This is a genomic window from Streptodolium elevatio (assembly GCF_040649515.1).
GTDB lineage: Bacteria > Actinomycetota > Actinomycetes > Streptomycetales > Streptomycetaceae > Yinghuangia > Yinghuangia elevatio.
Map to the genome: position 1 here is coordinate 38,799 of NZ_JBEZFP010000001.1, position 23,037 is coordinate 61,835.

Consider the following 23,037-nt stretch of genomic DNA (forward strand, 5'->3'; position numbering starts at 1 on the left):
TCGAGTGGTGGGACTACGGAGTGCGGAGATCAGTCGTCGGGGAGTTGCGACCCCGCCGGTCCCGAGGGGCCGGGCGCAGGGCCGGACGCGGGACCGGGCGCGGCGCTGGGCTCGGCTTGGGGTTTTGGTCGGGGGACGATCCTGCTGGAGCTCTCCGAACCGGGCGTCCCGTCGCCGTGGTAGGTGACGGAGCCGTCGCCGGAGGTGCTGAACGTGTACGGGGGCGGCTGCGGAACGGTGTCCTGGGACCCGCCCCCGGCACCGGAGGCACCGGAGGCACCCTGACGGTCTGGATAGTCGGGGCGAGGGTTCTGGTCGCTGCCGCCGTTGGTGTCGTTGCTCGTGTCACGGCTGCTGCCGTCGCTGTAGATCACCCGGCTGGCGTTGACCGGCTCGGTGTAGACGTTGCCGCCGCCGATCGAACTGCCGTCAGGGCCCAGGGCCTCCGCGCCCCCACCGTCGTTGAGTGCGGCGAGGTCCGACGCTGCCTGGGCCGCCGCGGCGGTCTGTTCAGGGGTTGGACCGGACTTGCTGCCGCTCGCGCCGCTGTCGGTGCTGTCACCGCTGCCGCTGCCGTTGCCTGATCCCGAGCTGTTGTTATTGGGCTTGTTCTGCTTTCCGCCACCGCTCAGGGGGGAGAGCGGGGTACCACCGCCGCCGCCACCGCCGCCACCGCCACCGCCACCACCGCCACCACCGCCACCACCGCCACCACGGCCGTTGTGGCCGACCGACCCCATGGCATTCGACGCGTTGGCGCGGGCGGGACGCGGGTTTCCGGACCCACGAGCCAGCCCCGTGGCCGGGGAGATGGCGGCCTGGGCGACGTTGAATGCGGTACCGACCGCACGGGCACCGATCGGCCCCACCAGGCTTGCGAGGCTCCGGGCCGACGAACCGCTGCCCGCCAATCCCTCGGCCATGGGAATGGCCAGGCCCATCATCGCAAACGGCAGGAATACCACCAGAATGAGCATGAATATGACGAAGAAGCCGTTCTGTGCCGCCGATTCGGCGGTGTCCTTGTTCGCGTTCAGCAGCTTCATCGGCACCACGAGTCCTATGCCCTGGAACGCGTCCAGGAGTCCGAGGACGACCATCGTGGTGACGCCTCGCCGGAGCATCTCCCGGCCGTAGGCCGAACCCGAGAACGCCGCGATGAACGGCATGGTGCCGACCAAGGCGATGACAACAACGAACTGGAAGAGGTTCTCGAAGTAGAGGACCAGGCTGAGGACGATGATGCAGATGAGGAACGTCGCGTAGATGAAGAAGTTCTCGTCGTCGAAGTTCTGGGCGTAGTCGCGGATCGCGGACTCCATGCTGCGCGCCGCGTCGGGCTGGGTTTCCCCCGGCATTCCCTGGTTGATGGTCCAGTCACGCAATGAGACGCCCATCCGGACCACCGCGTTGTTGAACGTTATGGTCAGGAACAACGTGCCGATGAAGATGATCCCGCCCCACATGCCTTTCGCGGGCGCACTCGCGTCGCCGGACCGCGCGGTCTGCCACAGATGGGTGAGGATGACGAGTGCCAAGACGAAGAGCGCGGGGATTGCCAGCGTCTTCTTCGTGAAGTCGACGGTCTCCTCGGTTCCGGGCACCTCCTTCCCCACGATCGGGTTCGGCGCCGTCATCCACCAGGTGAAGACCGTCTCCGCCGCCCGGTTGAGCTTGTAGGTCGTCCATTCGATGGGCTGCGTGAGGATGTTCGGTTCGTCACCCCGTGCGGTGTACCACTTGTCGCAGTACTCCTGAGCGGGGTCGATGTCCGATCCGAAGATCCCCGGGTGGAAGTTGAGGTCGTCGCACTGCTTGGCCATGGGTGCGACGAAGGCCGGCGCCACGGCGGGTGGGGTGCTGTGGCTCGGGGCGGCGGTGGCGCTGCCGGCAGCGACAGTGAGCCCCAGGACGGCGAGACACGCGGCAAGCAGCACGAGGACCAGCGCACGCGGCTGGACGAGGACCCGAGGGGCACGTGGACGCCAGTCCCCGAACTTCCGGTTGGTACGCGGCGCGACCGGCATGGTCACCATCCCTTCGATTCGGGGCCCCACGGGGTGAACCCGGCAAGGGACTTGAGCGGCTGGACGGCCGACGAACCGGCCCCGTTGGGCTGGATCCGCAGACGCCAGTCACCGTCGATCCATTCGACCGAGTAGATGGTGGCGACCGCCGTACCGCGGTCCACGGACCCACGGGCCACCCGGATCGCCGCGGCATCGGCGGAGAAACTGATCACCTGGTAGCCGGCCACCTGCATGAAGTCGCCAGGGTCCGCGTCCTCGACCTCTTCCGCGCCCTTGGCGGCCGCTCGCTCCGCCAGCCTCTGCATCGCGGCGTCGCGCTCGTGCCCGGGCGCCACCTGGAACTCCAGGACGGGGCGCCAGTCGTCGGCCAGCGAGTAGCGCGCGCTGATCTGCAAAGAGGCGACGATGGCGCCCGCGGGGGTGCGGGCGAAACACCGGGCCACGTCGCCCTCCGCGGCATGCGGCCCGGCTGTGGAGGAGAACGGGATGGCCAAGCCGTGGTACGTGGACCAGGACTGCTCGACCGGCGCGGTGCGGGGCTCGGTCCCGTCCGGCTCGGGCTGCTCGGGGCACGACTCGAGCGGCGGCAGAGGGGGCGGCGGTGCGGGCGCGGCGCCGGTCTGCTGCGGCTGCGCGACGGGCTCGTCGTCGCCGAGGGCGATGGTCATGAGTCCGGTCAGGAGCAGCACGACGAGAAGCGCGGCAGAGGCGATCCTGCGCTTCTGCGCGAAAAAGCCCTCGTCGCGTCCGCCGACGCGCATGCCGGCCCCGCCGGCCGATGCGCCTTCTCGCCCGCCTCGTCTGAACATGCCGTCGCCTCCCCGCCGTTCGTTGGTCGGATCAGGCGACCGCGAACACGATGAACGAAATTCCGCCGGTGGCCAGCGCCAGACACACGAGAATCACGATGATTCCCGCGAACGGCACGGCACTTCCGTCGCGATAGGCGCCGATGGCGTCCGCGAGCGCCCGGAACAACATGAACAGGGCGTAGACGACAAGCAACGCGACCACGAAACCGGCAACCGTGCCGAGTGCCGAGTTCATCTCTTTCGGCAGTTCGGTCTTCTTCGGCGTGATCGGGTCCTTGCCCGCCGGCGCGAGCATGACGTGGATTTGCTGCGCGGCACTCACAAGACGCCCTGTCATGACGACCTCTCCGAATTTCTGCGAGCTGGTTGGGATATCTGCGCCACGAGCTTGACAACCGCCTTGGGCGTGTTGCCCGGATCGGGCGGATGGCCGAGGCGCCAGGGTTCGACCCAGGGGACCGACCACAGCAGGGGTACGCCGCCCGCCACGAGCGTCGTCAGGTCACGAAGAGGCTTGGGCAGCCGGCCTGGGGCATCCGCGACGACCACGAGGCCGAGCACCGCGACATTCGGGACGACCCCCGCGGCCCACTGCCGCACGGCCGACTGTGCGGCGCGCAGGCCCCCGAAGTTCGACCGGCAGACCAGCACCACCCTTGCCGTGCCCTGGCCTTCGGGAACCGGCCAGGCCCGGTCGCCGTCCGCGCTCTGCGGTGCGCAGGCCTGCAGCGAGCCGACACCCGCGCCGCCGTGCACGCCGACCCACCACCACGGTGCGAGGTGCGCGTCGGGGCGGCGGCGCAGCGGCAGTCCGCCGCGCGTCGGCGGCGGCACCGCGCCGCTCGGCGGCGGCTGGGTCCGCAGCGGGCGCGGAGTGTGTTCGACGACCGGCTTCCGCTCGGTGACCGCCGAATCGTCCGCGGGAATCCATGGATTGCCCAAGGCCGGTGTCACCTCGCTTTCCCGATCACACCCGCAACGCCCGGTCCGAAGTCCGAGAACCGGAACGCGCCAAACGTATCCCCGGCCTATTTCGCGTGCTATCCACGGCGCGTGGGACCGGCAATCCCGATTGCGCGAGCGAACGGTTTTCCCAGGCACGGCGAAACCGCTGCCGGGTTCCACAGTGCACAGTCGATTCCGGCATTTCCCCCTGCAAAGCGCCCGGCGGGCCCGGTCCGGTCGATTTGCCCCGGGTGCGTTGCGGCCGATCGCTCCTATGCTCCAAAGGACTTCGTAGGACGCTCTCCTGCGGCGCGCCCGGACGGATTCCGACGCCGCGCCATCCCCCGAGGAGCCAACGCGTGACCGAAACCATGGAAGTACCCGGCTGGCCCGTCGTGACCATCGAGATGTCCGACGCGGACTCCGTCGTCGTCGACGGAGTGCGGATTCCGGTGCCGACCGGTACCGACCCGCGCGTCGTCGCGGTCGAACAGGTCACGAAGACGGCCCAGTTGCTGGGGCGGCCGGTGCGCTGCGAGGCCATCGAGGCGGACGGCACGATCTACCCGCTGATGGTGGCCCCGGACTCGACGGTCACCGAGGCGGGGCCGCGGATCTCTCCGAAGGCGCGCAAGTCGTTCGGCCGCAGGCGCGGTTCGTCGGCGGCGCCGCCCGCTCCCCCGGCGCCGGGGCGCCGGGTTCCGACCGGCGCCGCCCCGCTGCCCCAGCCGGAGCCTCGGCCCGAACCCCGGTCGGATCCTCGTTCGGACCCCCCGATGGCCCCACGGTCGGAGCCCGTGCCGGAGCAGCGGCCGCAGTGGCAGTACGAGGGTGAACCGGAGTCCGTCGCCCCGCCGTTCCACCCGGTGGCACCGCAGGTACAGGCTCCGGCTCAGGCTCCGGTTACGCCGCAGGTGCAGGCCCCGGTGCCACCGCCGGTGCGGGCCGAGCCGCCGGCCCCGATGCCGGTGTCCGAGTCAGCCGCGCCGCCGGCCGCGCCGTCGGCGGCTTCGGCCCCCGCTCCCGCTCCCGCTTCGCCGGCCCCGCCGGTGTCCCAGCCGGCTCCGGTCCCGCCGCTTGCTGCTGCGGTCCCGCCGCCTGCTCCGGTCGCGCCGCCGGCCGCGGTACCGCGGCCGGTTCCGGAGCCGGTGTCCGCCGTACCCGAACCGGTGTCCGCCATACCCGAACCGGCGCCCGCCGCACCGGAACCGCGCCCCGTGCCCGCGGTGCGGCGTGCGACCCCACCGCCCCCGCCCGGCGCGCCGCGTGCGCTGCCGGTCCCCACCCCCGAACAGTCGCAGGTGTTGCGCGGCATCCGGGCCGCTGTCGCGTCGGGGGACATCGACAGCGCCCTGCAGCGTGCACTTGCCTTGGAGGATGCCGTGCGCCAGACCGCCGAAGATCCCGAGCGCCTCATCGCCGCCCGCGAGGTCAGCGCCTACGTGACCATGCTGGCCGGGGAAACCGACCGCGCTGTGGGCCTGTTCGCACGGGCAGCGGTGGACCGGGTCGGCATGGACGGGCTTTCCGACCCGTGGGCGACGCGTCTCGCGAAGAACGCGCACTACTGCTGGCTTCAGGTCGACGACGTCGAACGCGCCTTCGAGGTCGGGCCATTGGTGCTGCGTGCGTACGCCGCGGTGGCCCCGGACGCGGAACCGGAGGCGTCCGCGGCCCGCCACCACCTCGATGCGCTGCGTGCACACGTTGCGGCGAGCTGACGCGGACGCCCGGCGGGGCGCGGTCGTCGCGGCCGACCCGGGTTCAGGACCCGGGCGCCGCGAAGTCCGCACGCCAGGCGCGGCAGGCGGCGACGTACTCGGTCAACTGCCGTTCGGCGAAAGCCTCGGCGGACCAGTTCTCGTCCAGGACGGCGGCTTGCGGTGCCACGTAGGTCCAGGCGTGGCCGCCCCCGACGAGCGGCAGTCGGACCAGGTCGTACAGGTCGTCCTCGTACGCGTCCAGAATGTGCCAGTCCCGCACCGATATTCCGCTCAGCAGTACGCCGTCCGCGCGCGAGTCGGCGGTCGCAAGCGCGGGGTACACCTGGCCCGGCAGGGCCGCCGCGCGCCAACCGTCGACTGCGGCGGGAGCCAGTGCGGGCACGCGGTCAAGCAGGGTCCGCAGCACCTCGGGGAACATCAGGCTCCCGTAGGCGAACAGGCGGTCCGGGTCCACCGACAGGCGGTCCGTCCGGCCAGAGCCTCCGGAGCCCCTCGGGTGTGAGGGGGTCCCGATAAGCGGCATGCAGCACCTCCGTGATCACCGTGCCGTCCGCTTCGGCGAGGCGGACGAACCAGTCGAAGCCGGCCGGGTAGGCCCACAGATAGGAACGCAGCCGGGGATCGGCCCCTCGGTCGGCGAGGAGGTCCGCGATATGGCGCTCGGTCCAGTACGGCACGCGGGCGCGGGCATGTGCCGCGCACGCCGCCACGGACGCGCCGGAGTTGATCGCGATGTGCAGTTCGGAGCGTACGAGTTGCAGGTAGTGGTCGAGCCGCACACGCGCGGCCAGCACGTCGTCCTCGGGCACGATGAACAGCGGGAGTGCCTGCGCGAGGCCTTCGAGCAGCACCTGTGTGGGGCCGTGGACCGACAGCAGGCGCACCCACGGCACGTCCTCCGCGGCACAGCGGTGCGCGAACGCGGCGCACTGCATGCCGTGGCCGAGCACCTCGTGCAGCGCGAACTGCCGTACGCCGACCCGGGTGAAACGGGCGTTGCGCGGATTGAGCCGCAACCGCACCCGGCTCCCGGCCCCGTCCAGCCAGTACGCCCAGTACTCGTCGACGTCGACGCTCTGGACGGTGAGTTCGTACGGGGCCTCGGTGCCGACCGCCTTGCGGACGCGCGGCTCCAGTTCGACGGCCGCGGCGCGGATCAGCTGCGACGCGGCGGCGGCGTCGAGCGGTCCCTCGAGCGCGCGCAGCGCGTCGTCGGTCCCGGTGTCCCAGCCGATGCCCAGGCGGTCCAGTTCAGCGCGCGCCAACTCGCCGCGTGCGGTGACGTATTCGGCGGGCCAGCCGGTGGCCGGGCAACCCTGCGTGGCGCGCACGTAGTCGTCCAAAGCAGGGCGTTCGCCCAGACGGTGGCCGAGGAAGGCGAGGTCGGCATGCAGACGGGCGGTGAGGTAGGGCTCGTCGGCCGCCTCGACCCGGGGAGCGAGGGCGGCGAGGCGCCGGTACACCTCCAGCCGGTCGGCGGCCGCCGGGACCGGCGGGAGGCCGGGCGGCGGTGGGGCGCAGTCGAACTCGACCACCCCGGGTCCGCCGCGCTCGACCTCGAGCCGGTGCCAGGAGCGGATGACCGACTCGAGCGCGTCACGCGCCTTCACGGACGACCTCCCAGTGCAGGGTGACGAATTGATTGGGCCGCAACTCCTCGCGCGCCAGGCTGATGTGCGCTTCGGAGCCCTCGTGGGAGAAACGCACGTGTTCGTCGATCACCTGCTTCGCCCCGTCGGGATGTTCCTCGATGGCGCTGCAGTCCACAAGACGTGCGACGCCGTTCTGGCGGACTCCGATGTGCAGTCGCAGCGTGTAGCGCGTGATGGCCTGGCGCCAGTAGTGCGCCTCGGTGAAACGGCCGCCGCGGCACCGGTAGGCGATCTTGGCGGTGCCCATCGGGGGCACCGGGGGCGAGACGCAGCAGGCGAACTTCGCCAGTGTCCCGGCGTCGTGGATGCGTTCGACGGTGACGTGCTGGCGGCTGCCGGGCAGCGTGATGATCTCCAGCGGGCCTTCGCCGTGCTCGAACCACAGTTCGCGGGAGAACCGGGTGAGCGGGCGCTCCGTGAGATTGAGCACATGGTGGTGGTAGGTGAGGTAGACCCAGCCCTCCTTGTCGACCTCGATGTCGATGCCCAGGTCGAGTTCGACGACGCTGTCGGCGAGGCGGGCGCGCAGGCCCGGGGCGACCGGGAGGCCGTCGGCTCCGGGTTCCGTCGCGGCGTCGGCGTCCGCCTCCCAGGGGCGCGGCGCGAGGCCGAGCATTTCGCCGGGTATGCGCAGTCCGTCGGCGACGCGCTCGACGACGTGTTGCTGGCGAACTCGGGCCCGCCCCTTGATGTATTCGCCGACGCGGCTGGGGGTCATCTCGCACAGCCGGGCGAGTCGGCTGAGGCTCATGCCCGCCCGGTCGCGGGCGAGCGCGAATATCGCGCCGACGTCGCGCTCGGCACACGCCTCGCGCATCTGCGGACTGGTCATGAGTGCGTCCGGCAGGGGGCTGTCCCGGCCCGTTCGCGGCATCTGTGCAAAACCCCCAAGCGCCGTCCTCCGCACCACGTCGGGTACGAAGTTACCGGGGAGTTTACCCGGCTCGGATAACCGTCTCGACCTTATAAGCCGCCGTCCGGCTTCGGATACTGCTCAACCGTACGAGGACTGCCCGCTGTTCCCCAGCTTGCGGGACCCTCAGCAACTCCATCACGCGTCTCACGGATTTCCCCTCAGGATCTGCGGTCCTTTCCTGTAGGCGCGCGGCAACGACAGGAGAGACGGTGATCACCGGCAGCACCGACGGCGCGAAGAAGCGCCGGCCACGGCGCTCGGACCGGCCGACGGGAGAAGACATGGGACACGCTCAGCGTCTCGACACTGTGCTGGCACAGGCGTCGACGGTGTTCCTCGGTTCCGCCGCGGAACCGGGCGGCGACGCCGTCTCACCCGTGGCACTCGCCGACTGGGCCGCCCACCGGTATGCCGAGGCGGTCCGCATCGTGAAGGACGCCGAACAGCGCCAGCGGCGCGCGGTATGGGGGCTGCTCTGCGGCGAACAGCCCCTGGCCGCGGCGACGATGGCCGAGGCACTCGACTGCCCCCTCCCCCCGATCACGCGCGTCATGGCCGTCGCGTGCGATCCGGACCGGAGGGACGCCGTGGCGGAACTGCTGCGGCGTACGGCGCCCGAGGGCACCTGGATCGTGCGCGACACAGGCGAAGGGTCGCCGCTCGCGGTCCTGCTTCCGGCCGGGGAGCGGGACTCCGACGACGACGTCGCACGACGTGTCACGCGCGAGTTGGTGCGGACGTACCCGCAGTGCCGGGTCGGGGCCTCACCGCCCGTCGACCTGGCATCCGTACCGACCGCCTTCGGGCAGGCCCGGTACGCGCTCACCGCCGCACGCATAGCGGTCGGCGGTTACGCCCGGTTCCACGCATGGCTCGCCCCGGAGCTCCTCTTGGCCGGTCAGGCCGACGCGTGGGCACGGGAGCAACTCGCGCCGCTCGCGGCACACCGGGCCCGCCGACGCGGCGACCCGGAGGCCGACGAGCTGCTCGAGACCCTGGGTGCCTGGCTGGTGGACCGGCGCGGCGCCGGAACGCGGCTCGGCATCCACCGCAACACCCTCAGCGGTCGGCTGCGCCTCATCGAGGCGCTGCTGGACCGGGACCTGCACCGGATCGGCGACCGTGCGCGGCTCTCGCTCGCGCTTCGGATCGCGGCACTGCCCCGGGACACCCCTCCCGGGACGGGCCCCGTCGGACCGGCGCCCACGGGGGTACGCCTCTCGCTCGACCACCCGGCTCTGGACGGCTGGGCGTTCGCCGGACTGCACCCGCTGGCCGGCGGGTTGTCCGGGCCCGACGCGGGCACGTTGCGCGTCTGGCTGGCGCACGACGCACGGCTGTCGGCGACGGCCGCCGCGTTGGGCCTCACCGTGCCGGGCGCCCGCAAGCGCCTGACCAGGATCGGGAATGTACTCGGCCTCGATCTGTTGCACGGGCCGCACGCCGAGGCGGACCTGTGGCTCGCGCTGCAGGTGGCCGACCGCTCTCGGGACACGCACATGCTCACCGACCGCCTCAAGGCGTCGTGAGCCGCACCACCCAGGCGCGACCGGCGCAGCCGGCGCGAACGGCACCGACCACGCACCACAGCACCGAAGTCACCACATAGACCCACCTTTTGGGCCCGCCCCCGACCTGCGCCCAAACCCCCAGGAACCAGTACGACGTGACCTCCAGGCAGGAGTCCCTCATGCCCGCCACGGCTTACCCCCGCCCCATGCTCGTCGCCGCCACCTCCGGGGCGTCCCCATCAGCGCCGGGCCGACGCGCCGGCATCGCCGGCGAGCGCCCCGCTCCGGTCGCCGACAACGCGCCGCGAGCCGGCGCCCGCGCCACCGCCGTCCCCCCGGGTGCGCGCCCCGGCGCCGTACCCCCGGGCGCCCTCGGCGCGCGCCGGCCGGCCGCGCCGGTACCCGCGCCGCGCGGTTCGGCTCCGGTCCCCGGCCGCCGCGTCCCGCAGCCCGCCGCGCCCGCCGCCGGCCTGCCGCCGCGCGGCCGGGTGCTCTACCAGGGCACCGAGCCGCGCCTCATGCACCACGCGGTCGGCTCGCACGTCATCCCGCACCGCCTGCGCGTTCCCGGCACCGGCGCGGTGCGGGCGAAGCTGCGCGTGCTGCACCGCGGCGAGATCGCCCTCTACCAGATCGGCTACGGCGCGCACGCCGAACTGCGCTTCGACGCCCAGGCCCCGGTCTACCTCGTGCACCTGCTGCACTGCGGCGGCGGCCAGTTGATCGTGGACGGCCGCGAAATGCCGCTCTCCCCGGTCGTCACCGGCCCGGGTCAGGAGGTCGTCGCACGCTGGGCGCCGGACACCACGGCGCTGGTCCTGCGGATACCGCGCCGTGTCGTGGACGCCGCGATCCGGCCGTACGCCGACGACCCGGCGGAGAACACGCCGTTGCGCTTCGACCCGCTGCTGGACAGCGCGAACGACGAGGTGCGGCAGTGGCTTTCGCTGGCGCACAGCTTCGGGTCGATGGTCGACTCCGGTCTGCTGACCCGCTCCCCCGACGCCGCCGCGCACTTCGAGCAGATGCTCGTGCACGGGCTGCTGGCCTGCCAGCCGCACACGCTCAGCGGCGGTACGCTGCGCGGCGGTCCGGTCGGGGCCCCGGTGGCGCTGCGCCGCGCGCTGGCGTTCTGCGAGGAGCACGCGTCCGAGCCGATCTCGGTGGCGGACATCGCGGCGGCGTCGCACATGAGCGTGCGCACGCTCCAGGAGAAGTTCCGCACCCACCTCGGTGTCACACCGCTCGCGCACCTGCGGCACGTGCGCCTCGCCGGGGCGCACGCGGACCTGCTCGCGGTGGCCGAGGGCCGCAGCGACGACACGGTGACCGGCATCGCGCTGCGCTGGGGATTCAGCCACCTGGGCCGCTTCGGCTCGTTGTACCGCGCTGCGTACGGACGCCTCCCGTCGCAGACGACCCGCTCGGGGGACGCGGACGTCTACGCCTTCCAGCCGCGCGCGGCGGGATGAGCCGTGGTCGAGCCGTGCGTCGGCCCGTCCGGCGCGTGGCTCGACCGGTAGGGCACCTGGCGGCCTTCTGCTGACGCAATCGGGTGGTCCGCTTCGTTGACACGGCATGTCAGCGACGGCGGGCCGCCCGTCTGCGTCAGCCTCGTCGCCATGCGCCCGACCAGCCGCAAGACCGGCCGCCGCGTCCGCCGTCGTCGTTCCGCGTCCGCTGTCGCGGCGTGCGCGGCGCTGCTGCTCCTGCTGCCGCAGGCGGCGGCCGAGGCGCGCGCAGAACGGGGTACGCCGGGTTCCGCGGGCCTGGGCGATCCGCTCTTCCCGCTGAGCGGCAACGGCGGCTACACGGTTCTGCACACCACCCTGGACCTGCGGTGGCAGGCACCGCGGACCGCGTTCCCGGCAGTCGCGACGATCGACATGTCCGCCGACCAGGCGCTGTCGCGCTTCAACCTCGACTTCGCCGGCAACACCCTCGGCCGTGTGCTCGTCGACGGCCGACCGGTCACCGCGGTGCGCGACGGCGACGAGCTGGTGGTCACACCGTCCGGCACGCTGCGCCGCGGCCGGGTGTTCCGGGTCCGCGTCGAGTACACCGCGGACCCGACGCTCATGCGGCACCGCGACGACGCGATCGAGGACTACGGCTGGATCCCCACCCCCGACGGGACCGTGGTCTACCCGCAGCCCAACGGCACGCAACTGCTGTTTCCCGCCAACGACCACCCCAGTGTGCGCAGTCCGATGACGGTCAGGATCAGTGCGCCGGACGACGTGCGGGCGGTCGCCGCGGGCACGTTGGCCGAGCGGGTGCCGGACGGGCCGGGCCGCACAAGGTGGACGTACCACTCCCCGACCCCGGTCGCGGGCCAGCTCGTGCAGTTCGCGGTGGGCCGCTATGACGTCCTGGAGTCGGACGGGCCCGGCGGGGTCAGGTTGCGCGACGCGGTGCCGCCCGGCCTCGTCGCCGCGACAGCGGCGAACCGGGCGCTGACGGCCGGGCACCTGGACTGGCTGACCGCGCGGCTGGGCGCGTACCCGTTCGACACCTACGGCCTGCTGGTGGCGGACACCGACCTCGCGGTGGCGCTGGAGACGCAGACGCTGTCGCTGGTGCCGGGCGCCGAACTGACCGGCGACCGGGTGGCGGCCGAGCGGACCATGGTGCACGAACTGGCGCACCACTGGTTCGGAAACGACGTGGGCATCGCCACGTGGTCTGACCTTTGGCTGAGTGAGGGCCACGCGCGGTTCTACGAGCGGCTGTACTCCGAGGAGCACGGCGGCGACCGGTTCGAGGACCGGATGCGCGACGCGTACCGCCAACACGACGTCTGGCGCCGGGACTTCGGCGCCCCCGCCGCGCCGACGGAGCCCGCGCTGTTCAAGCGCATGCGCTACGACGGCTCGGCGCTGGTGCTGTACGCGCTGCGCGAGGAAGTCGGCGAGGCTGTGTTCGCCGACATCGAGCGCAGGTTCTTGTCGTGCTTCCGGGGCCGCGGCGCGAGCACCCGGGACTACGTCGGCGTCGCCTCGACCGCCGCGGGCCGCGATCTGGCCCCGTTCCTGGACGCGTGGCTGTACGGGACGACCACACCTCCGATGCCCGGCCACCCGGACTGGACCACCGATCCGCTACCCCCGGCCGGCACGGCGGCCGCGCGCGTCGCGGGAGACCCGGCGGGAGCCTGACGGCTTGTAGACGGACAGGAACGTGGCGACCACGAGCGCGGTGATCTGCACACCCACGGCGCCGAGTTGCAGCCACTGGAAGGTGGCGATGCCGGACGCGTCGGCACCCGGCGCGCTCTTGTCCTCCAGCGTGCGGACCCACTGCGAGACGGCGCCCGCGCCGATCCCGATGACCAGGAACAGCAGCACGATCTTCACCTGGATCCACAGGTGCTTCCACAGCCCCCACGGGGTCCGCAGGCACAGGACCACCCCGGACACGAGGGCGAGGACGGCGAGTGGGATCCCGGCGGCGTAGACGAGGCTGCGCATCGTCTCGTACGTCATGTGCCGCACCGCGTCGTCGCCGGTGTTCCGGGCCATCAGCCCCAGCATGACCATGACCAGTTCGACGCCGACCAGCCCGACCGCGGTGACGACGTGCGCGGAGTTGACCGCGCGCCGCACGCCCCGCGAGAAGTGCCGCGGATTGCGCCGGGGGGCGGCCTTCGCCGCGGTCCCGGCGGCCGAGGGTGTCACGACGGTGCTCACGATGCCTCCTGGGGACGTCTCCTGCCGACGTCCTCAAGGCTTCCGCGCCGGGGCCGCCGAAACGTCCGGCACCGGAAGGCACTCGTCCTGCTCTCACCGCAGGCGGGGGCGGTCGTCGCGGTACGGGTGCCTACTCCCCCGGGAGTAGGCACGCCCGCGCCGCCTGCGGACCGCCGGGCCGCGGGCCCGGCCCGCGGTTCACCGCGCCGCGGCCGGACGCCACCCGGGGTCGCGGCCGGACAAGGCCAGCGCGCGGTCGAACGCGGAGGCCCCGGCGGGCAGCTCCACGGGGTCGGCGAAGCCCTTGTACTCGCGGTAGGTCTCGGCGTGCTCCTCGACCACGGCAAGGACGATCTCCGCGGTCTCCGGGGCGCACACGATCTCCTGGCCGGACGCCTTGGCGACGTCCCAGCCGTGCACCACGAGTTCCTTGACGATCATCTTGGCGATCTCCGGTGCGGGCATCGCGAAGCCGTCGCCGAGCGAGATCTCGCCCTCCCAGACGGACGGGTCGGCCCACGCGGCGACCGCGCGGTCCAGCTGCGCCGCGTATGCCTCGGCCCAGTCGGGCTCGGCGGTGAAGTCGCGTTCGAGCCACTGCGCCGGAAGGGGCTCGCGTCGCGCACGCTTCTCCAGGCCGTACGCCGTGTAGAGGATCCAGTGGTTCAGCAGGGCACGGGTGTCCATCTCCGTGCAGGGGGTGGGGCCGTCGAGTCGGCCGGGGATGACGCCGCGGGCGATCCGGGCCGCCTCTGCGGCACTTGCGGAAAGGTGTTTGTGCAGGTCCATGGCCTCAGCGTAGGAAATGCGCGGGAGCCGGATCTAGAAGAAACGCGACAGCTACCCTGTCCGCATGACCGAGGGGACGAAGCCGGAGGATATGGGGCGCGGAGTCCTGTACCCCGAACTCATGGCGACCAAGATCCGGCTGGACCGGCACGAGCCGAGCGCGGCCGTCGCCCGCTTCGTCGAGTACTACTGGGTGGTCGCGTGGGACCTGCGCGGCAAGTCCTCACACGAGTCCAAGACGCTCTCCCACCCCAACGTGCACCTGGTGTTCGAGGAGCCGCACCCGTCGGTCTACGGCATCGTGCGCGGGCCGTTCGTGCGCCGCATCAGCGGGCGCGGCCACGTGCTCGGCGCGCGGTTCCGCCCGGGCGCCTTCCGCGCGCTGCTCGACCGGCCCGTAGCCGATCTCGTGGACCGCGTCGTCCCCGCGACCGGGTTGTTCGACGGCGGTGTCCTCGACACCCAGCGGGCGGTGCTGTCCACCGACGACGACGCCGAAATGGTGGCCGCCGCCGAGGACTTCCTGCTCGCCCGGCTCCCCGAGCCGGATCCGGTCGCGGACACCGTGGCCGACATGGTCGCGCGCATCACCGCCGAACCGTCGCTGGTCCGGGTGGACGAGGTGGCCGACCTCCTCGGCGTGCCGGTACGCCGGCTCCAGCGCCTCTTCGCGGAGTACGTCGGCGCCTCCCCCAAGTGGGTGCTGCGCCGGGCCCGGTTGCACGAGGCCGCCGAACGCGCCAAGCAGGGCACCCGTATCGACTGGGCGGCCCTGGCCCTGGACCTCGGCTACTCCGACCAGTCCCACCTGACCCGCGACTTCACCGCGGCCGTCGGCGAGCCCCCGGCCGCGTACGCGAAGTCCTGACGAGGCTCCGGGCCGGCGGTTCAGCCCCGGTGGCCGCGGGCGTGCGGCGGGCGCGAGTCGGCGGTGCCCGGGACGGGGCCGGAGCCGACGGCGGGATCGGGTTCGGCGTCGGGCAGCACGGTCTTGGCGCCCCACGTGTGCAGCCAGTCGGTGAGCGCCGCCTCGAACTCCGGGTCCATGTGGGCGCGAGCGGCCAGGGCCTGGGAGAGCGACTCGGCCCTCACGGGGTCGCGCGGCGACTGCGCCAGGGCGGTCAGGGCCGCGTCCCCGGCGGTTCCGGAGCGGCGGGAAGCCTGGCGTACCAGCGCCCGCAGGGCGACCCACGCGTCGGGGACGTCGCCGCCCCCGGCGCCCGTGGCAACGGCGCCGAGCAAGACCGCCGGTATCGGTTCCACCTCGTACCCCCTGCACTCGTGGGTCGCACCCCTGGTCGACAGGTCCCACGCTACGGTGCGCCCGCCCCCGGCGGGGGAGTGTTCCGGCCACTTGCCGACCTTGCCGACCTTGCCGACAGGGAGGGAGGTCGGGCCGGGGCGGCCCCGGGCGGTCCGGTGCGGCGCCGCCGCCGGGCCGGTCAGGCCGAGCCGGCCGCGTCCTGGTCCGCCGCCGGGACCCCGGTCTCGGCCTCCGGCGCGGCCCACAACGACCGGATATGACCCAGGTGTTCGCGCATCGCGGACTCGACGCGCTCGGTGTCGCCCGCGATGATCAGCTCGAGGATGCCCTCGTGCTCCCGCGCCGACGCGACCAGCGCCCCGCGGGCGGCGAGGTCGTCGAGGCCGTGGAGGCGGGAGCGCTTGCGCAGGTCGCCCACGACGTCGACGAGGCGCCGGTTGCCCGCCAGGCTCAGCAGACCGAGGTGGAACTGCCGGTCGGCCTCCAGGTAGCCGATGAGGTCGTGGGCCTCGGCGGCCCGGACGATCTCGGCGGCGACGGGGCGCAGCGCCTCCAGCGCTTCCCGGTCGGCCGTACCGGCCAGCCGGACCGCCACCGGGACCTCGATCAGCGCCCGGATCTCGGTGTACTCGTCCAGGTCGCGCGCGGACAGCGCGGTGACCCGGAACCCCTTGTTGCGCACGACCTCGATCAGGCCCTCTTTGGCCAGATCGAGCATGGCCTCGCGCACCGGCGTCGCCGAGACGCGGAACTGCGCCGCGAGCGTCGGTGCCGAGTAGATGGTGTCGGGGCGCAGCTCACCCGCGACGAGCGCGGCACGCAGCGCATGGGTCACCTGATCGCGGAGGCTGCGGTGCTCCTGGACCGTGGGCAGGTTCAGCGACCCGCTTCCGGCGGTGGGGGCGAATCCGCCGATGCGGTCGACACTCACGGGCTGTTCCTCCATCCGGGCAGGCTACTGCCACGCGCCTCCGCCCCGTCGGAACGCACGTCGGGCCCGGCCCCCGCCCGGTGGTCGCCGCCGAACCCGGTCGGCACTCGACGTGTCGAGCCAGGCCCAGGTCGTCAACCTGCTCCTGCGGCGGGACCTGGGCACCGCGTTCGTCTTCATCGCCCACGACCTGGCGGTGGTACGGCACTTCTGCGAACGTGTCGCGGTCATGTACCCGGGCCGGATCGTGGAGGTCGCGGACCCGGCGCCACCGCCGCCCAGCAGGTGGCCTGCCACTTCCCGACCCCGTTCGGCGAGGCGGTAGCGTGACGGCTACCGCCTGATTGTCCGGGAATATGCCGCGCCCCGCAGCCGCCGTGCCCCCGCCGCAGACCCGGCGGAGCGCCGCCACCACCGACTGGAGGAACCTGTGACCCAGGACCCGTCCCGGCCCGCCGACTCCGCACCGGCCGACCGCTTCCACACCGGCAGCCACGACCTGCCGGTCTCGGACGCGCTCGCGGCGTTCATGAGCGGCGGTTGGGCGCCCAGTCCGCTGCCCGACCTCACCCTGGCCGAGATCGCGCCGTGGACCGCCAAGCGGCGGGCCCGGCTGTCCGCGCGGTTCCCGGGCGAGCGGCTGGTGGTCCCGTCCGGCGTGCTCAAAGTGCGCAGCAACGACGACGACCACCGCTTCCGCCCGCACACCGCGTACGCGTACCTCACCGGTGAGCAGGAACCCGGCGGCGTGCTGGTGATGGAGCCCGTCGGCGGCACCCACGAGGCCCGGCTCTACCTGCGTCCGCGCTCGCCGCGCGACTCCGGGGAGTTCTTCCGGGACCGTCGGTACGGCGAGTTCTGGGTCGGCCGCCGTCCCACCCTCGACGAGGCGTCCGCGCTGCTCGGCATCGAGACCGTGCACCTGGACCGGCTCCCCGACCTGTTCCGCGGCCCCAACGTGGCCACGCGCGTGCTGTCCGGCGAGGACCCCGCGGTGGACGCGCTCGTGCCGGTGCGCGGGGACACCGAGCAGAACCTCGAACTGGCTTCGTACCTCTCGGAGATGCGTCTCATCAAGGACGAATGGGAGGTCACGCAGCTCCAGTTGGCCGTCGACCACACCGCGTCCGGATTCGAGGACGTCGTGCGCGCACTGCCGCAGGCGCTGCGCCACCCGCGCGGCGAGCGTTGGATCGAGGGGGTCTTCCGGCTGCGCGCCCGCGCCGAGGGCAACGGCACCGGCTACGAGACGATCGCCGCGTCCGGCGCCCACGCGTGCGTGCTGCACTGGATCCGCAACGACGGTGCCCTGGACCGCGACAAGCTCCTGCTGCTGGACGCGGGCGTGGAGACCGACTCGCTCTACACCGCCGACATCACCCGCACGCTGCCGCTGTCCGGGCGGTTCAGCAGCTCGCAACGGGACGTCTACCAGCTGGTGTTGGACGCCCAGCAGGCCGGCATCGACGCGCTGCGGCCGGGGGCCAGCTTCCGGGACTTCCACCAGGCGGCGATGCGGGTGATCGCGACCGGGCTGCACGAGTGGGGCGTCCTGCCGGTGGGCGTCGAGGAGTCGCTGCGCCCGGAGAGCGGGCTGCACCGCCGCTACACGCTGTGCAGCAGCGGCCACATGCTCGGCATGGACGTGCACGACTGCGCCAAGGCGCGCGCCGAGACGTACCTCGACGGCAAGTTGGAGGTGGGGCACGTGCTGACCGTCGAGCCCGGCCTGTACCTCCAGCCCGACGACGAGACACTGCCGCCCGAGCTGCGCGGCATCGGCATCCGGATCGAGGACGACCTGGTGGTCACCGAGGACGGCGCCCGCCTGATGTCCGCCGCGCTGCCGCGCGACCCGGACGCGATCGAGGAATGGATGGGCGGCCTGATGGGCTGAACCCGCTGTCGTCACGCGTGCGCCGGCGGACCCGTGCGTCCGCCGGTGCACGCTGCTTTGTGCCGGTCGCCGCCAATGCACACAGTTGTGGGCATCGATACGGGGTTGTACGTCATCCGCATAGCGCGGCCAAATCCGCGCGGGCGAGACGATGGAATATGCAATCTGGCTCCTCAGCTATGTTCCGTCTCAACCCCGCGGGCTTGAATTGAGTCAGGCAAGAACGCGGACCACCGCGCGGAACACCACACGGACCACAAGCTGAGGAGCCTGAAATGACGGACACCATCCTGGTTCTGGGCGGCAACGGCAAGACCGGCCGCCGCGTCGCCGAGCGCCTCGCGGCCCGCGGCACCGACATCCGGATCGGCTCGCGCAGCGCCGCGATCCCGTTCGACTGGAACGACCCGTCGACATGGAAGGCGGCGGTCGCCGACGTCTCGGCCGTCTACATCACGTACGTGCCGGACCTCGCCGTCCCGGGCGCCCCGGACGCGGTGGCCGCCTTCACCGAGACCGCGGTCGGCGCCGGGGTCCGCCGCCTGGTGCTGCTGTCCGGGCGCGGCGAGGTAGAGGCGCAGAACGCCGAGGAGCGCCTGCGGGTGGTGGCCGAGGGGGCCGGCGCCGAGTGGACGGTCGTGCGGGCCTCGTGGTTCGCCCAGAACTTCAACGAGAACTTCCTGATCGAGCCGATCCTCGCCGGTGAGGTCGCGCTGCCGGTCGGCGACGTGAAGGAGCCCTTCATCGACGTCGAGGACATCGCGGACGTCGCGGTGGCCGCGCTCACCGAGGACGGCCACAGCGGCGAGGTCTACGAGGTCACCGGGCCGCGGCTGATCAGCTTCGCCGAGGCGGTGGCGGAGATCGGGACGGCGACCGGGCGCGAGATCGCGTACGTGACGGTCCCGATGGAGGCCTACGCGACGGTGCTCACCGAGGAGGCCGGCCTTGACGGGGAGACGGTCGGGTTCCTGACCTACCTGTTCACCGAGGTCCTGGACGGCCGCAACGCACACCTGTCGGACGGCGTGCAGCGTGCGCTCGGCCGCGAGCCGCGCGACTTCTCCGACTTCGCCCGGGACGCCGCGGCCACCGGCGTCTGGACCGCCTGACCGCCGAACGATAAGCGACAAGCGACAACCGACGACGACCGACGACCGCGACCGACGACCGCGACCGACGACCGCGACCGATTGCCCGGAGGGCAGCACTATGGACGGAACCCTGTTCGCACTGACGCTGGCCACCGCGCTCGGCAGCATCGCCATGGGCGGCGTGTTCTACGGATTCTCGGTACTGGTGATGCCTGGCCTGGCCCAGGTCCCGGCCAAGGACGCCACGGGCGTGATGCAGGGCATCAACCGCTCGGCGATCACCTTCCGCTTCCTGTCCGTGTTCATGGGCACCACCGTGGCGTCGCTGGGACTCGGGATCTGGGCGCTGGTCGACTGGCACGGCGACTACTCCGGCTTCCTGGTCGCGGGGGCGGCGACGTACCTGGTCGCGGGCTTCATGCTCACCGTCGGTTACCACGTGCCGCGCAACGAGGCACTGGACAAGGTGACCGCCGGCACCCCCGAGGCGGACCGCATGTGGGCGGCGTACCTGGTCGACTGGACGCGCATGAACCACGTGCGCGGCCTGGCCGGCATCGTCGCGGGCGGCCTGCTGATCGCCGGGATCGCGGCCGGCTGACCGAATCGACCCGGGTTAACCTGATCCGGCACGTCGTTCACGAGGGCCCGGACGCCAGTGGCGTCCGGGCCCTCACGGCGCCCTGCGACCGTCCGCCGGAAATTCCTCCGACTTTCTCCGCGCCGCCGGGCAACCCGTATCGCCCCGGCCGTACTCGTGCTGCATGAAGGAGGTGCCGATTGAGCCCGGACGAGGCGGCACAGTTCCACGAGTTCGTCCAGGCACGCTGGGCGCGGCTCGTGCGCACGGCGTACCTGCTGACCGGCGACCACGGCGAGGCCGAGGACCTGGCGCAGAACACCCTGGTGAGGGTGTACGGCGCCTGGCACCGCGTGCAGTCCGCCGACAGCCCCGACGCGTACCTGCGCCGCATGCTCGTCAACGCGAACGCCGCGAGGTTCCGCAAGAAACGCATCACCCAGCTCCTGGGGGCGGAGGCCCCGGAGCGGGGCGAGGCGGACTCCGCGGACCGCATCGGGCAGCGTGACGCGCTCATGCGGGCGCTGGCACAACTGCCGCCGAAGCAGCGCGCCGCCGTGGTCCTGCGCTACTGGGACGACCTGCCGGAGACGGAGGTGGCCGAGATCCTCGGCTGCTCGGTCGGCACGGTCAAGAGCCAGGCGTCGAAGGGCCTCGCGAAGCTGCGCGCGGACCCCGGACTCGACGGGCCGCAATGGCACTCCAGCCCGCACGAGAACTCGGAGGAGCTGGTCCATGACCGGTCGTGACGAAGGACAGTGGATGCGCGAGCGGTTCGAGCTCGGCATCGGGGAACTGCCGGACATCCCGGTACCGCACGAGGCGATCGTGCGCCGCGGACGGGCCCGGCGGCGTACCCGCAACGCCGTGGCGGGCTCGGTCGCCTCGGTGCTGGTGGTCGCCGGGCTCGTGGCCGGCTTCACGCTGCCGGGCGGCGGCGGGAAGCAGACCACCGCCACCGATCCGATCCCACCGTCGACCCCGGCGAGTACGGCACCACCGCAGACGACCCCCGCGCCGCCGAACCCGCTGGGGCTGGGCCGCGTGGCCCTGGCGTCCGGCCCGATGGACGGGCACACCTGGGAACTGACCCGGGTGCGGACGCAGGGCGAGTACGAGGAGGACACCTACGTCCTGCCCGGGGAGCCGACGCGCGCACCGAAGAAGCAGCAGGGCTACTGCGAGACGTTCGAAATCGCGGTCGACGGCCGGACGGTCGGCGATACCGGGCGCCAATGCGGCGACGCCCCGGACTGGGCCGGTGCCGACCGTGTGCCGGGCCAGATCAACTTCCTGACCGTGGAGGTCGACGACAAGCCGGACCACACGGACCTCGGCTTCGGCACGTTGGGCGCCGTCACGTGGGGTTTCGTGTCCCCGGACGTCGACAACGTCCGCGTGACCTTCAAGGACACCGGCGAGACCAAGACGCTGGCGCCGCAGTCGGCCGCCGGCGTGTCCGAGCGGTTCTACTTGCTCACCGTGGAACACAAGACCGGTTACGGGCGGAACGCGGACCTGGTGGCGTACGACGCCGCGGGCAACATCGTCGCCCAGGAACTCAACCGCCAGGTCAGCGCGGACTAGAAGCGCCTTTGTCGGGTGCTCCGGCGGGCCGTCCTCGACGCCCCCGCCGTGGACGGGCCCGCCCACCCGTCGCCGCTCGTCGGACCGACGCCCCTGGCCCCACGAGGAACTGCCGCCCCGGGCCGTCCGTTCGGCGGATATGGGGACCAACACGCGAACAGGACGCAAGGGAACGGGACCCGGCGCGATCACCCCGGACGGCTGCGCGGTCGAGCTCTACACGCGCCTGCCCGCCGGGGCCGAGCCGGACATCATTGCCGCGGCGGTGCCGGCGGGTGCGCGCATCCTCGAACTGGGCTGCGGCGTCGGCCGGATGACGCATCCGCTGGTGGCCCACGGCTTCACCGTGACGGCCGTCGACGAGTCCCGGGAGATGCTCGACCACGTCCGCGGGGCTCGGACCGTCCACAGTTCCATTGAACTCCTGGACCTGGGCCAGCAGTTCGACGCGGTCGTCCTCGCGTCGTTCCTGGTGAACACCGGGGATGCCGACGAGCGGCAGGCCCTGCTGCGCACCTGCGCACGACACCTCGCGCCGGGCGGCCGCGTGCTGCTCCAGCGCGAGGGGCAAGGGTGGCACACGAACCTGCCGAGCGAGCGCGTCGACCCGGCCGGCTTCACCGTGCGCATGGTGTCGTCCGACCCGGTCGGCGACGGGGTGAACTCGATATACGCGGAGTACGAATTCCCCGACGCCACCTGGACCCAGACATTCCTTTCCCGACCGCTGACGGACGATCAGCTGGACGCGGCACTCGCGCAGGAGGGCCTTGCGGTGGACGCGTACCTCACCGACGACCGCACGTGGGTCTGCGCGCGCCGAGCCGCTTAGCCTGCCGCGCTGCGCTCGGCCGCGCCGCGCGGCCGTGGTCCCGGGGCCACCGCCGCGCGGCGCGTACGGGAACCGGCTCGGGGGGAACCGCTCGGGGGAACCGGCTCGGCCTCCGCTCCGTCACATCGGCGCGGGTCGCGGTTTCGGGTTCCTGTCGAAGGAGTGGGCGTGTTGCGCTGGGCCACAGGGCTTTCCATGCGATCGGGCATGTTGGCGGTGGGACTCGCCTTCGCGGTGGGATGCGGGTCGTCCTCGTCGTCCGGCGACGGGCGGCAGTGCACGATGATCGGGTCGCGCGTCGGCGTCGGGCTGGAGATAGCGGCGCAATACGCGGAGCGGACCGCCGCCGCGCACATGCGCGCCTGTGCCGGGGACGTGTGCCGCGAGGGCGACCTGCAGTTGTCTCCGTCCAGTTCCGCCGTCCCGCTCCCGTGCACCGGCGAGGTGTGCGGGGCGCAGGCGACACCCACCGGCGCGAAGAACGGATTCCTCGGCGTCCCGGAGCTGACCGGCGCACCGCTACGGGTGTCGCTGACGCTGAGCGACGCGGCGGGGGCCGAGGTGCTGGTCCGGGAGATCGAGGTGACGCCATCCCAGACGTATCCGAACGGACCCGACTGCGGTCCCGGCGGATTCCAGGCGTCTCTTGCGGTGGGAGCGGACGGGGTGCTCGCGGCGCGCTGAGGCCGTCCGCGCACAATTCGCTTGACTTCAACCGAACTTCAAGTTGCATCGTGAGGGTGAGCGCGGTGCGTACGGCGACCGCGCCCGAACCGACGGGATG

At 72.4% G+C, this 23,037-nt stretch carries 23 protein-coding genes and 1 pseudogene; 13 read left to right on the forward strand and 11 right to left on the reverse strand.

Translation table 11 applies throughout. The annotated features are described in order from the left end of the window. Positions 1 to 29: 29 nt before the first annotated feature. Genes AB0C36_RS00160 through AB0C36_RS00175 form a run of 4 tightly spaced genes read right to left on the reverse strand, consistent with a single transcriptional unit; the run spans position 30 to position 3,784 of the window. A complete protein-coding gene (locus AB0C36_RS00160) occupies positions 30 to 2,036 on the reverse strand; it encodes a hypothetical protein (RefSeq protein ID WP_358346864.1) in 2,007 nt (668 codons plus the stop codon). Then, positions 2,030 to 2,839, reverse strand: coding sequence for a DUF8175 domain-containg protein (locus tag AB0C36_RS00165; protein WP_358346867.1), 810 nt, complete (start codon positions 2,837 to 2,839; stop codon positions 2,030 to 2,032). Before AB0C36_RS00165 ends, AB0C36_RS00160 begins: the two co-directional genes overlap by 7 nt. A 31-nt stretch (positions 2,840 to 2,870) precedes the next feature. Further along, positions 2,871 to 3,164: a hypothetical protein gene (locus tag AB0C36_RS00170; RefSeq protein ID WP_358346870.1), complete on the reverse strand. Its 294-nt coding sequence runs from the start codon at positions 3,162 to 3,164 to the stop codon at positions 2,871 to 2,873. An 11-nt stretch (positions 3,165 to 3,175) separates the two neighbouring features. Beyond that, positions 3,176 to 3,784 (reverse strand): DUF6668 family protein, encoded by a 609-nt coding sequence (locus tag AB0C36_RS00175; RefSeq protein WP_358346872.1) that lies wholly within the window; start codon positions 3,782 to 3,784, stop codon positions 3,176 to 3,178. A gap of 362 nt (positions 3,785 to 4,146) precedes the next feature. Between AB0C36_RS00175 and AB0C36_RS00180 the strand changes: the two genes are divergently transcribed. After that, complete coding sequence (locus AB0C36_RS00180; RefSeq protein WP_358346874.1) at positions 4,147 to 5,508, forward strand: hypothetical protein; 1,362 nt, start codon at positions 4,147 to 4,149, stop codon at positions 5,506 to 5,508. 43 nt (positions 5,509 to 5,551) lie between these two features. Here the strand turns inward: AB0C36_RS00180 and AB0C36_RS00185 are convergent, their stop codons facing one another. From AB0C36_RS00185 to AB0C36_RS00195, 3 genes are read right to left on the reverse strand one after another with little or no spacing between them, the layout of a single operon-like run. Beyond that, positions 5,552 to 5,929: a gamma-glutamylcyclotransferase family protein gene (locus AB0C36_RS00185; RefSeq protein ID WP_358346877.1), complete on the reverse strand. Its 378-nt coding sequence runs from the start codon at positions 5,927 to 5,929 to the stop codon at positions 5,552 to 5,554. Continuing rightward, positions 5,898 to 7,121 carry a hypothetical protein gene (locus AB0C36_RS00190; protein ID WP_358346879.1) on the reverse strand — a complete coding sequence of 408 codons (1,224 nt, stop codon included), beginning with the start codon at positions 7,119 to 7,121 and terminating at the stop codon, positions 5,898 to 5,900. Before AB0C36_RS00190 ends, AB0C36_RS00185 begins: the two co-directional genes overlap by 32 nt. Continuing rightward, entirely contained in the window at positions 7,108 to 7,995 is an 888-nt protein-coding gene (locus tag AB0C36_RS00195; protein ID WP_358346882.1) for a helix-turn-helix domain-containing protein, read from the reverse strand. Before AB0C36_RS00195 ends, AB0C36_RS00190 begins: the two co-directional genes overlap by 14 nt. 365 nt (positions 7,996 to 8,360) lie before the next feature. On the opposite strand from AB0C36_RS00195, the gene AB0C36_RS00200 reads away from it, so the two are divergent. The 3 genes from AB0C36_RS00200 to AB0C36_RS00210 all read left to right on the forward strand — a co-directional run bounded on the left by AB0C36_RS00200 (position 8,361) and on the right by AB0C36_RS00210 (position 12,748). After that, positions 8,361 to 9,608 carry a helix-turn-helix domain-containing protein gene (locus tag AB0C36_RS00200; protein ID WP_358346884.1) on the forward strand — a complete coding sequence of 416 codons (1,248 nt, stop codon included), beginning with the start codon at positions 8,361 to 8,363 and terminating at the stop codon, positions 9,606 to 9,608. A gap of 161 nt (positions 9,609 to 9,769) precedes the next feature. Further along, complete coding sequence (locus tag AB0C36_RS00205) at positions 9,770 to 11,062, forward strand: AraC family transcriptional regulator (RefSeq protein WP_358346886.1); 1,293 nt, start codon at positions 9,770 to 9,772, stop codon at positions 11,060 to 11,062. A 150-nt stretch (positions 11,063 to 11,212) separates the two neighbouring features. Continuing rightward, on the forward strand, positions 11,213 to 12,748 hold the full coding sequence (locus AB0C36_RS00210) for a M1 family metallopeptidase (RefSeq protein WP_358346889.1): 1,536 nt from the start codon (positions 11,213 to 11,215) through the stop codon (positions 12,746 to 12,748). Here AB0C36_RS00210 and AB0C36_RS00215 read toward each other — a convergent pair. Continuing rightward, positions 12,692 to 13,279 carry a hypothetical protein gene (locus tag AB0C36_RS00215; RefSeq protein ID WP_358346892.1) on the reverse strand — a complete coding sequence of 196 codons (588 nt, stop codon included), beginning with the start codon at positions 13,277 to 13,279 and terminating at the stop codon, positions 12,692 to 12,694. The genes AB0C36_RS00210 and AB0C36_RS00215 overlap by 57 nt on opposite strands. A gap of 198 nt (positions 13,280 to 13,477) precedes the next feature. Then, entirely contained in the window at positions 13,478 to 14,068 is a 591-nt protein-coding gene (locus tag AB0C36_RS00220; protein ID WP_358346894.1) for a TIGR03086 family metal-binding protein, read from the reverse strand. Positions 14,069 to 14,132: 64 nt separating this feature from the next. Here AB0C36_RS00220 and AB0C36_RS00225 point away from each other — a divergent pair, with 64 nt between their 5' ends. Then, positions 14,133 to 14,936, forward strand: a complete 804-nt coding sequence (locus tag AB0C36_RS00225) for a DUF6597 domain-containing transcriptional factor (protein ID WP_358346897.1) — start codon at positions 14,133 to 14,135, stop codon at positions 14,934 to 14,936. Positions 14,937 to 14,956: 20 nt separating this feature from the next. On the opposite strand, the gene AB0C36_RS00230 is transcribed toward AB0C36_RS00225, so the two are convergent. Both AB0C36_RS00230 and AB0C36_RS00235 read right to left on the reverse strand, forming a co-directional pair. Then, a complete protein-coding gene (locus AB0C36_RS00230; RefSeq protein ID WP_358346900.1) occupies positions 14,957 to 15,331 on the reverse strand; it encodes a hypothetical protein in 375 nt (124 codons plus the stop codon). A gap of 179 nt (positions 15,332 to 15,510) precedes the next feature. Continuing rightward, positions 15,511 to 16,278, reverse strand: a complete 768-nt coding sequence (locus tag AB0C36_RS00235) for a GntR family transcriptional regulator (RefSeq protein WP_358346902.1) — start codon at positions 16,276 to 16,278, stop codon at positions 15,511 to 15,513. 56 nt (positions 16,279 to 16,334) lie between these two features. Between AB0C36_RS00235 and AB0C36_RS00240 the strand changes: the two are divergent. The 8 genes and pseudogenes from AB0C36_RS00240 to AB0C36_RS00275 form a co-directional block, all read left to right on the forward strand. Continuing rightward, positions 16,335 to 16,525, forward strand: a pseudogene (locus tag AB0C36_RS00240) (dipeptide/oligopeptide/nickel ABC transporter ATP-binding protein); the annotation flags it as partial. Positions 16,526 to 16,693: 168 nt separating this feature from the next. Beyond that, on the forward strand, positions 16,694 to 18,160 hold the full coding sequence (locus AB0C36_RS00245; RefSeq protein ID WP_358346904.1) for an aminopeptidase P family protein: 1,467 nt from the start codon (positions 16,694 to 16,696) through the stop codon (positions 18,158 to 18,160). A 275-nt stretch (positions 18,161 to 18,435) separates the two neighbouring features. Beyond that, positions 18,436 to 19,272, forward strand: coding sequence for an NAD(P)H-binding protein (locus AB0C36_RS00250; protein ID WP_358346907.1), 837 nt, complete (start codon positions 18,436 to 18,438; stop codon positions 19,270 to 19,272). A gap of 100 nt (positions 19,273 to 19,372) precedes the next feature. Then, entirely contained in the window at positions 19,373 to 19,855 is a 483-nt protein-coding gene (locus AB0C36_RS00255; RefSeq protein ID WP_358346909.1) for an anthrone oxygenase family protein, read from the forward strand. 179 nt (positions 19,856 to 20,034) lie between these two features. Continuing rightward, the gene (locus AB0C36_RS00260) at positions 20,035 to 20,583 is read left to right on the forward strand and encodes a SigE family RNA polymerase sigma factor (RefSeq protein ID WP_358346911.1); all 549 of its coding nucleotides are present in this window, start codon (positions 20,035 to 20,037) and stop codon (positions 20,581 to 20,583) included. Further along, positions 20,570 to 21,421: a hypothetical protein gene (locus AB0C36_RS00265; RefSeq protein WP_358346914.1), complete on the forward strand. Its 852-nt coding sequence runs from the start codon at positions 20,570 to 20,572 to the stop codon at positions 21,419 to 21,421. Before AB0C36_RS00260 ends, AB0C36_RS00265 begins: the two co-directional genes overlap by 14 nt. Positions 21,422 to 21,560: 139 nt before the next feature. Further along, a complete protein-coding gene (locus tag AB0C36_RS00270; RefSeq protein WP_358346915.1) occupies positions 21,561 to 22,253 on the forward strand; it encodes a class I SAM-dependent methyltransferase in 693 nt (230 codons plus the stop codon). A gap of 195 nt (positions 22,254 to 22,448) precedes the next feature. Continuing rightward, a complete protein-coding gene (locus AB0C36_RS00275) occupies positions 22,449 to 22,937 on the forward strand; it encodes a hypothetical protein (RefSeq protein ID WP_358346918.1) in 489 nt (162 codons plus the stop codon). Positions 22,938 to 23,037: the final 100 nt, after the last annotated feature.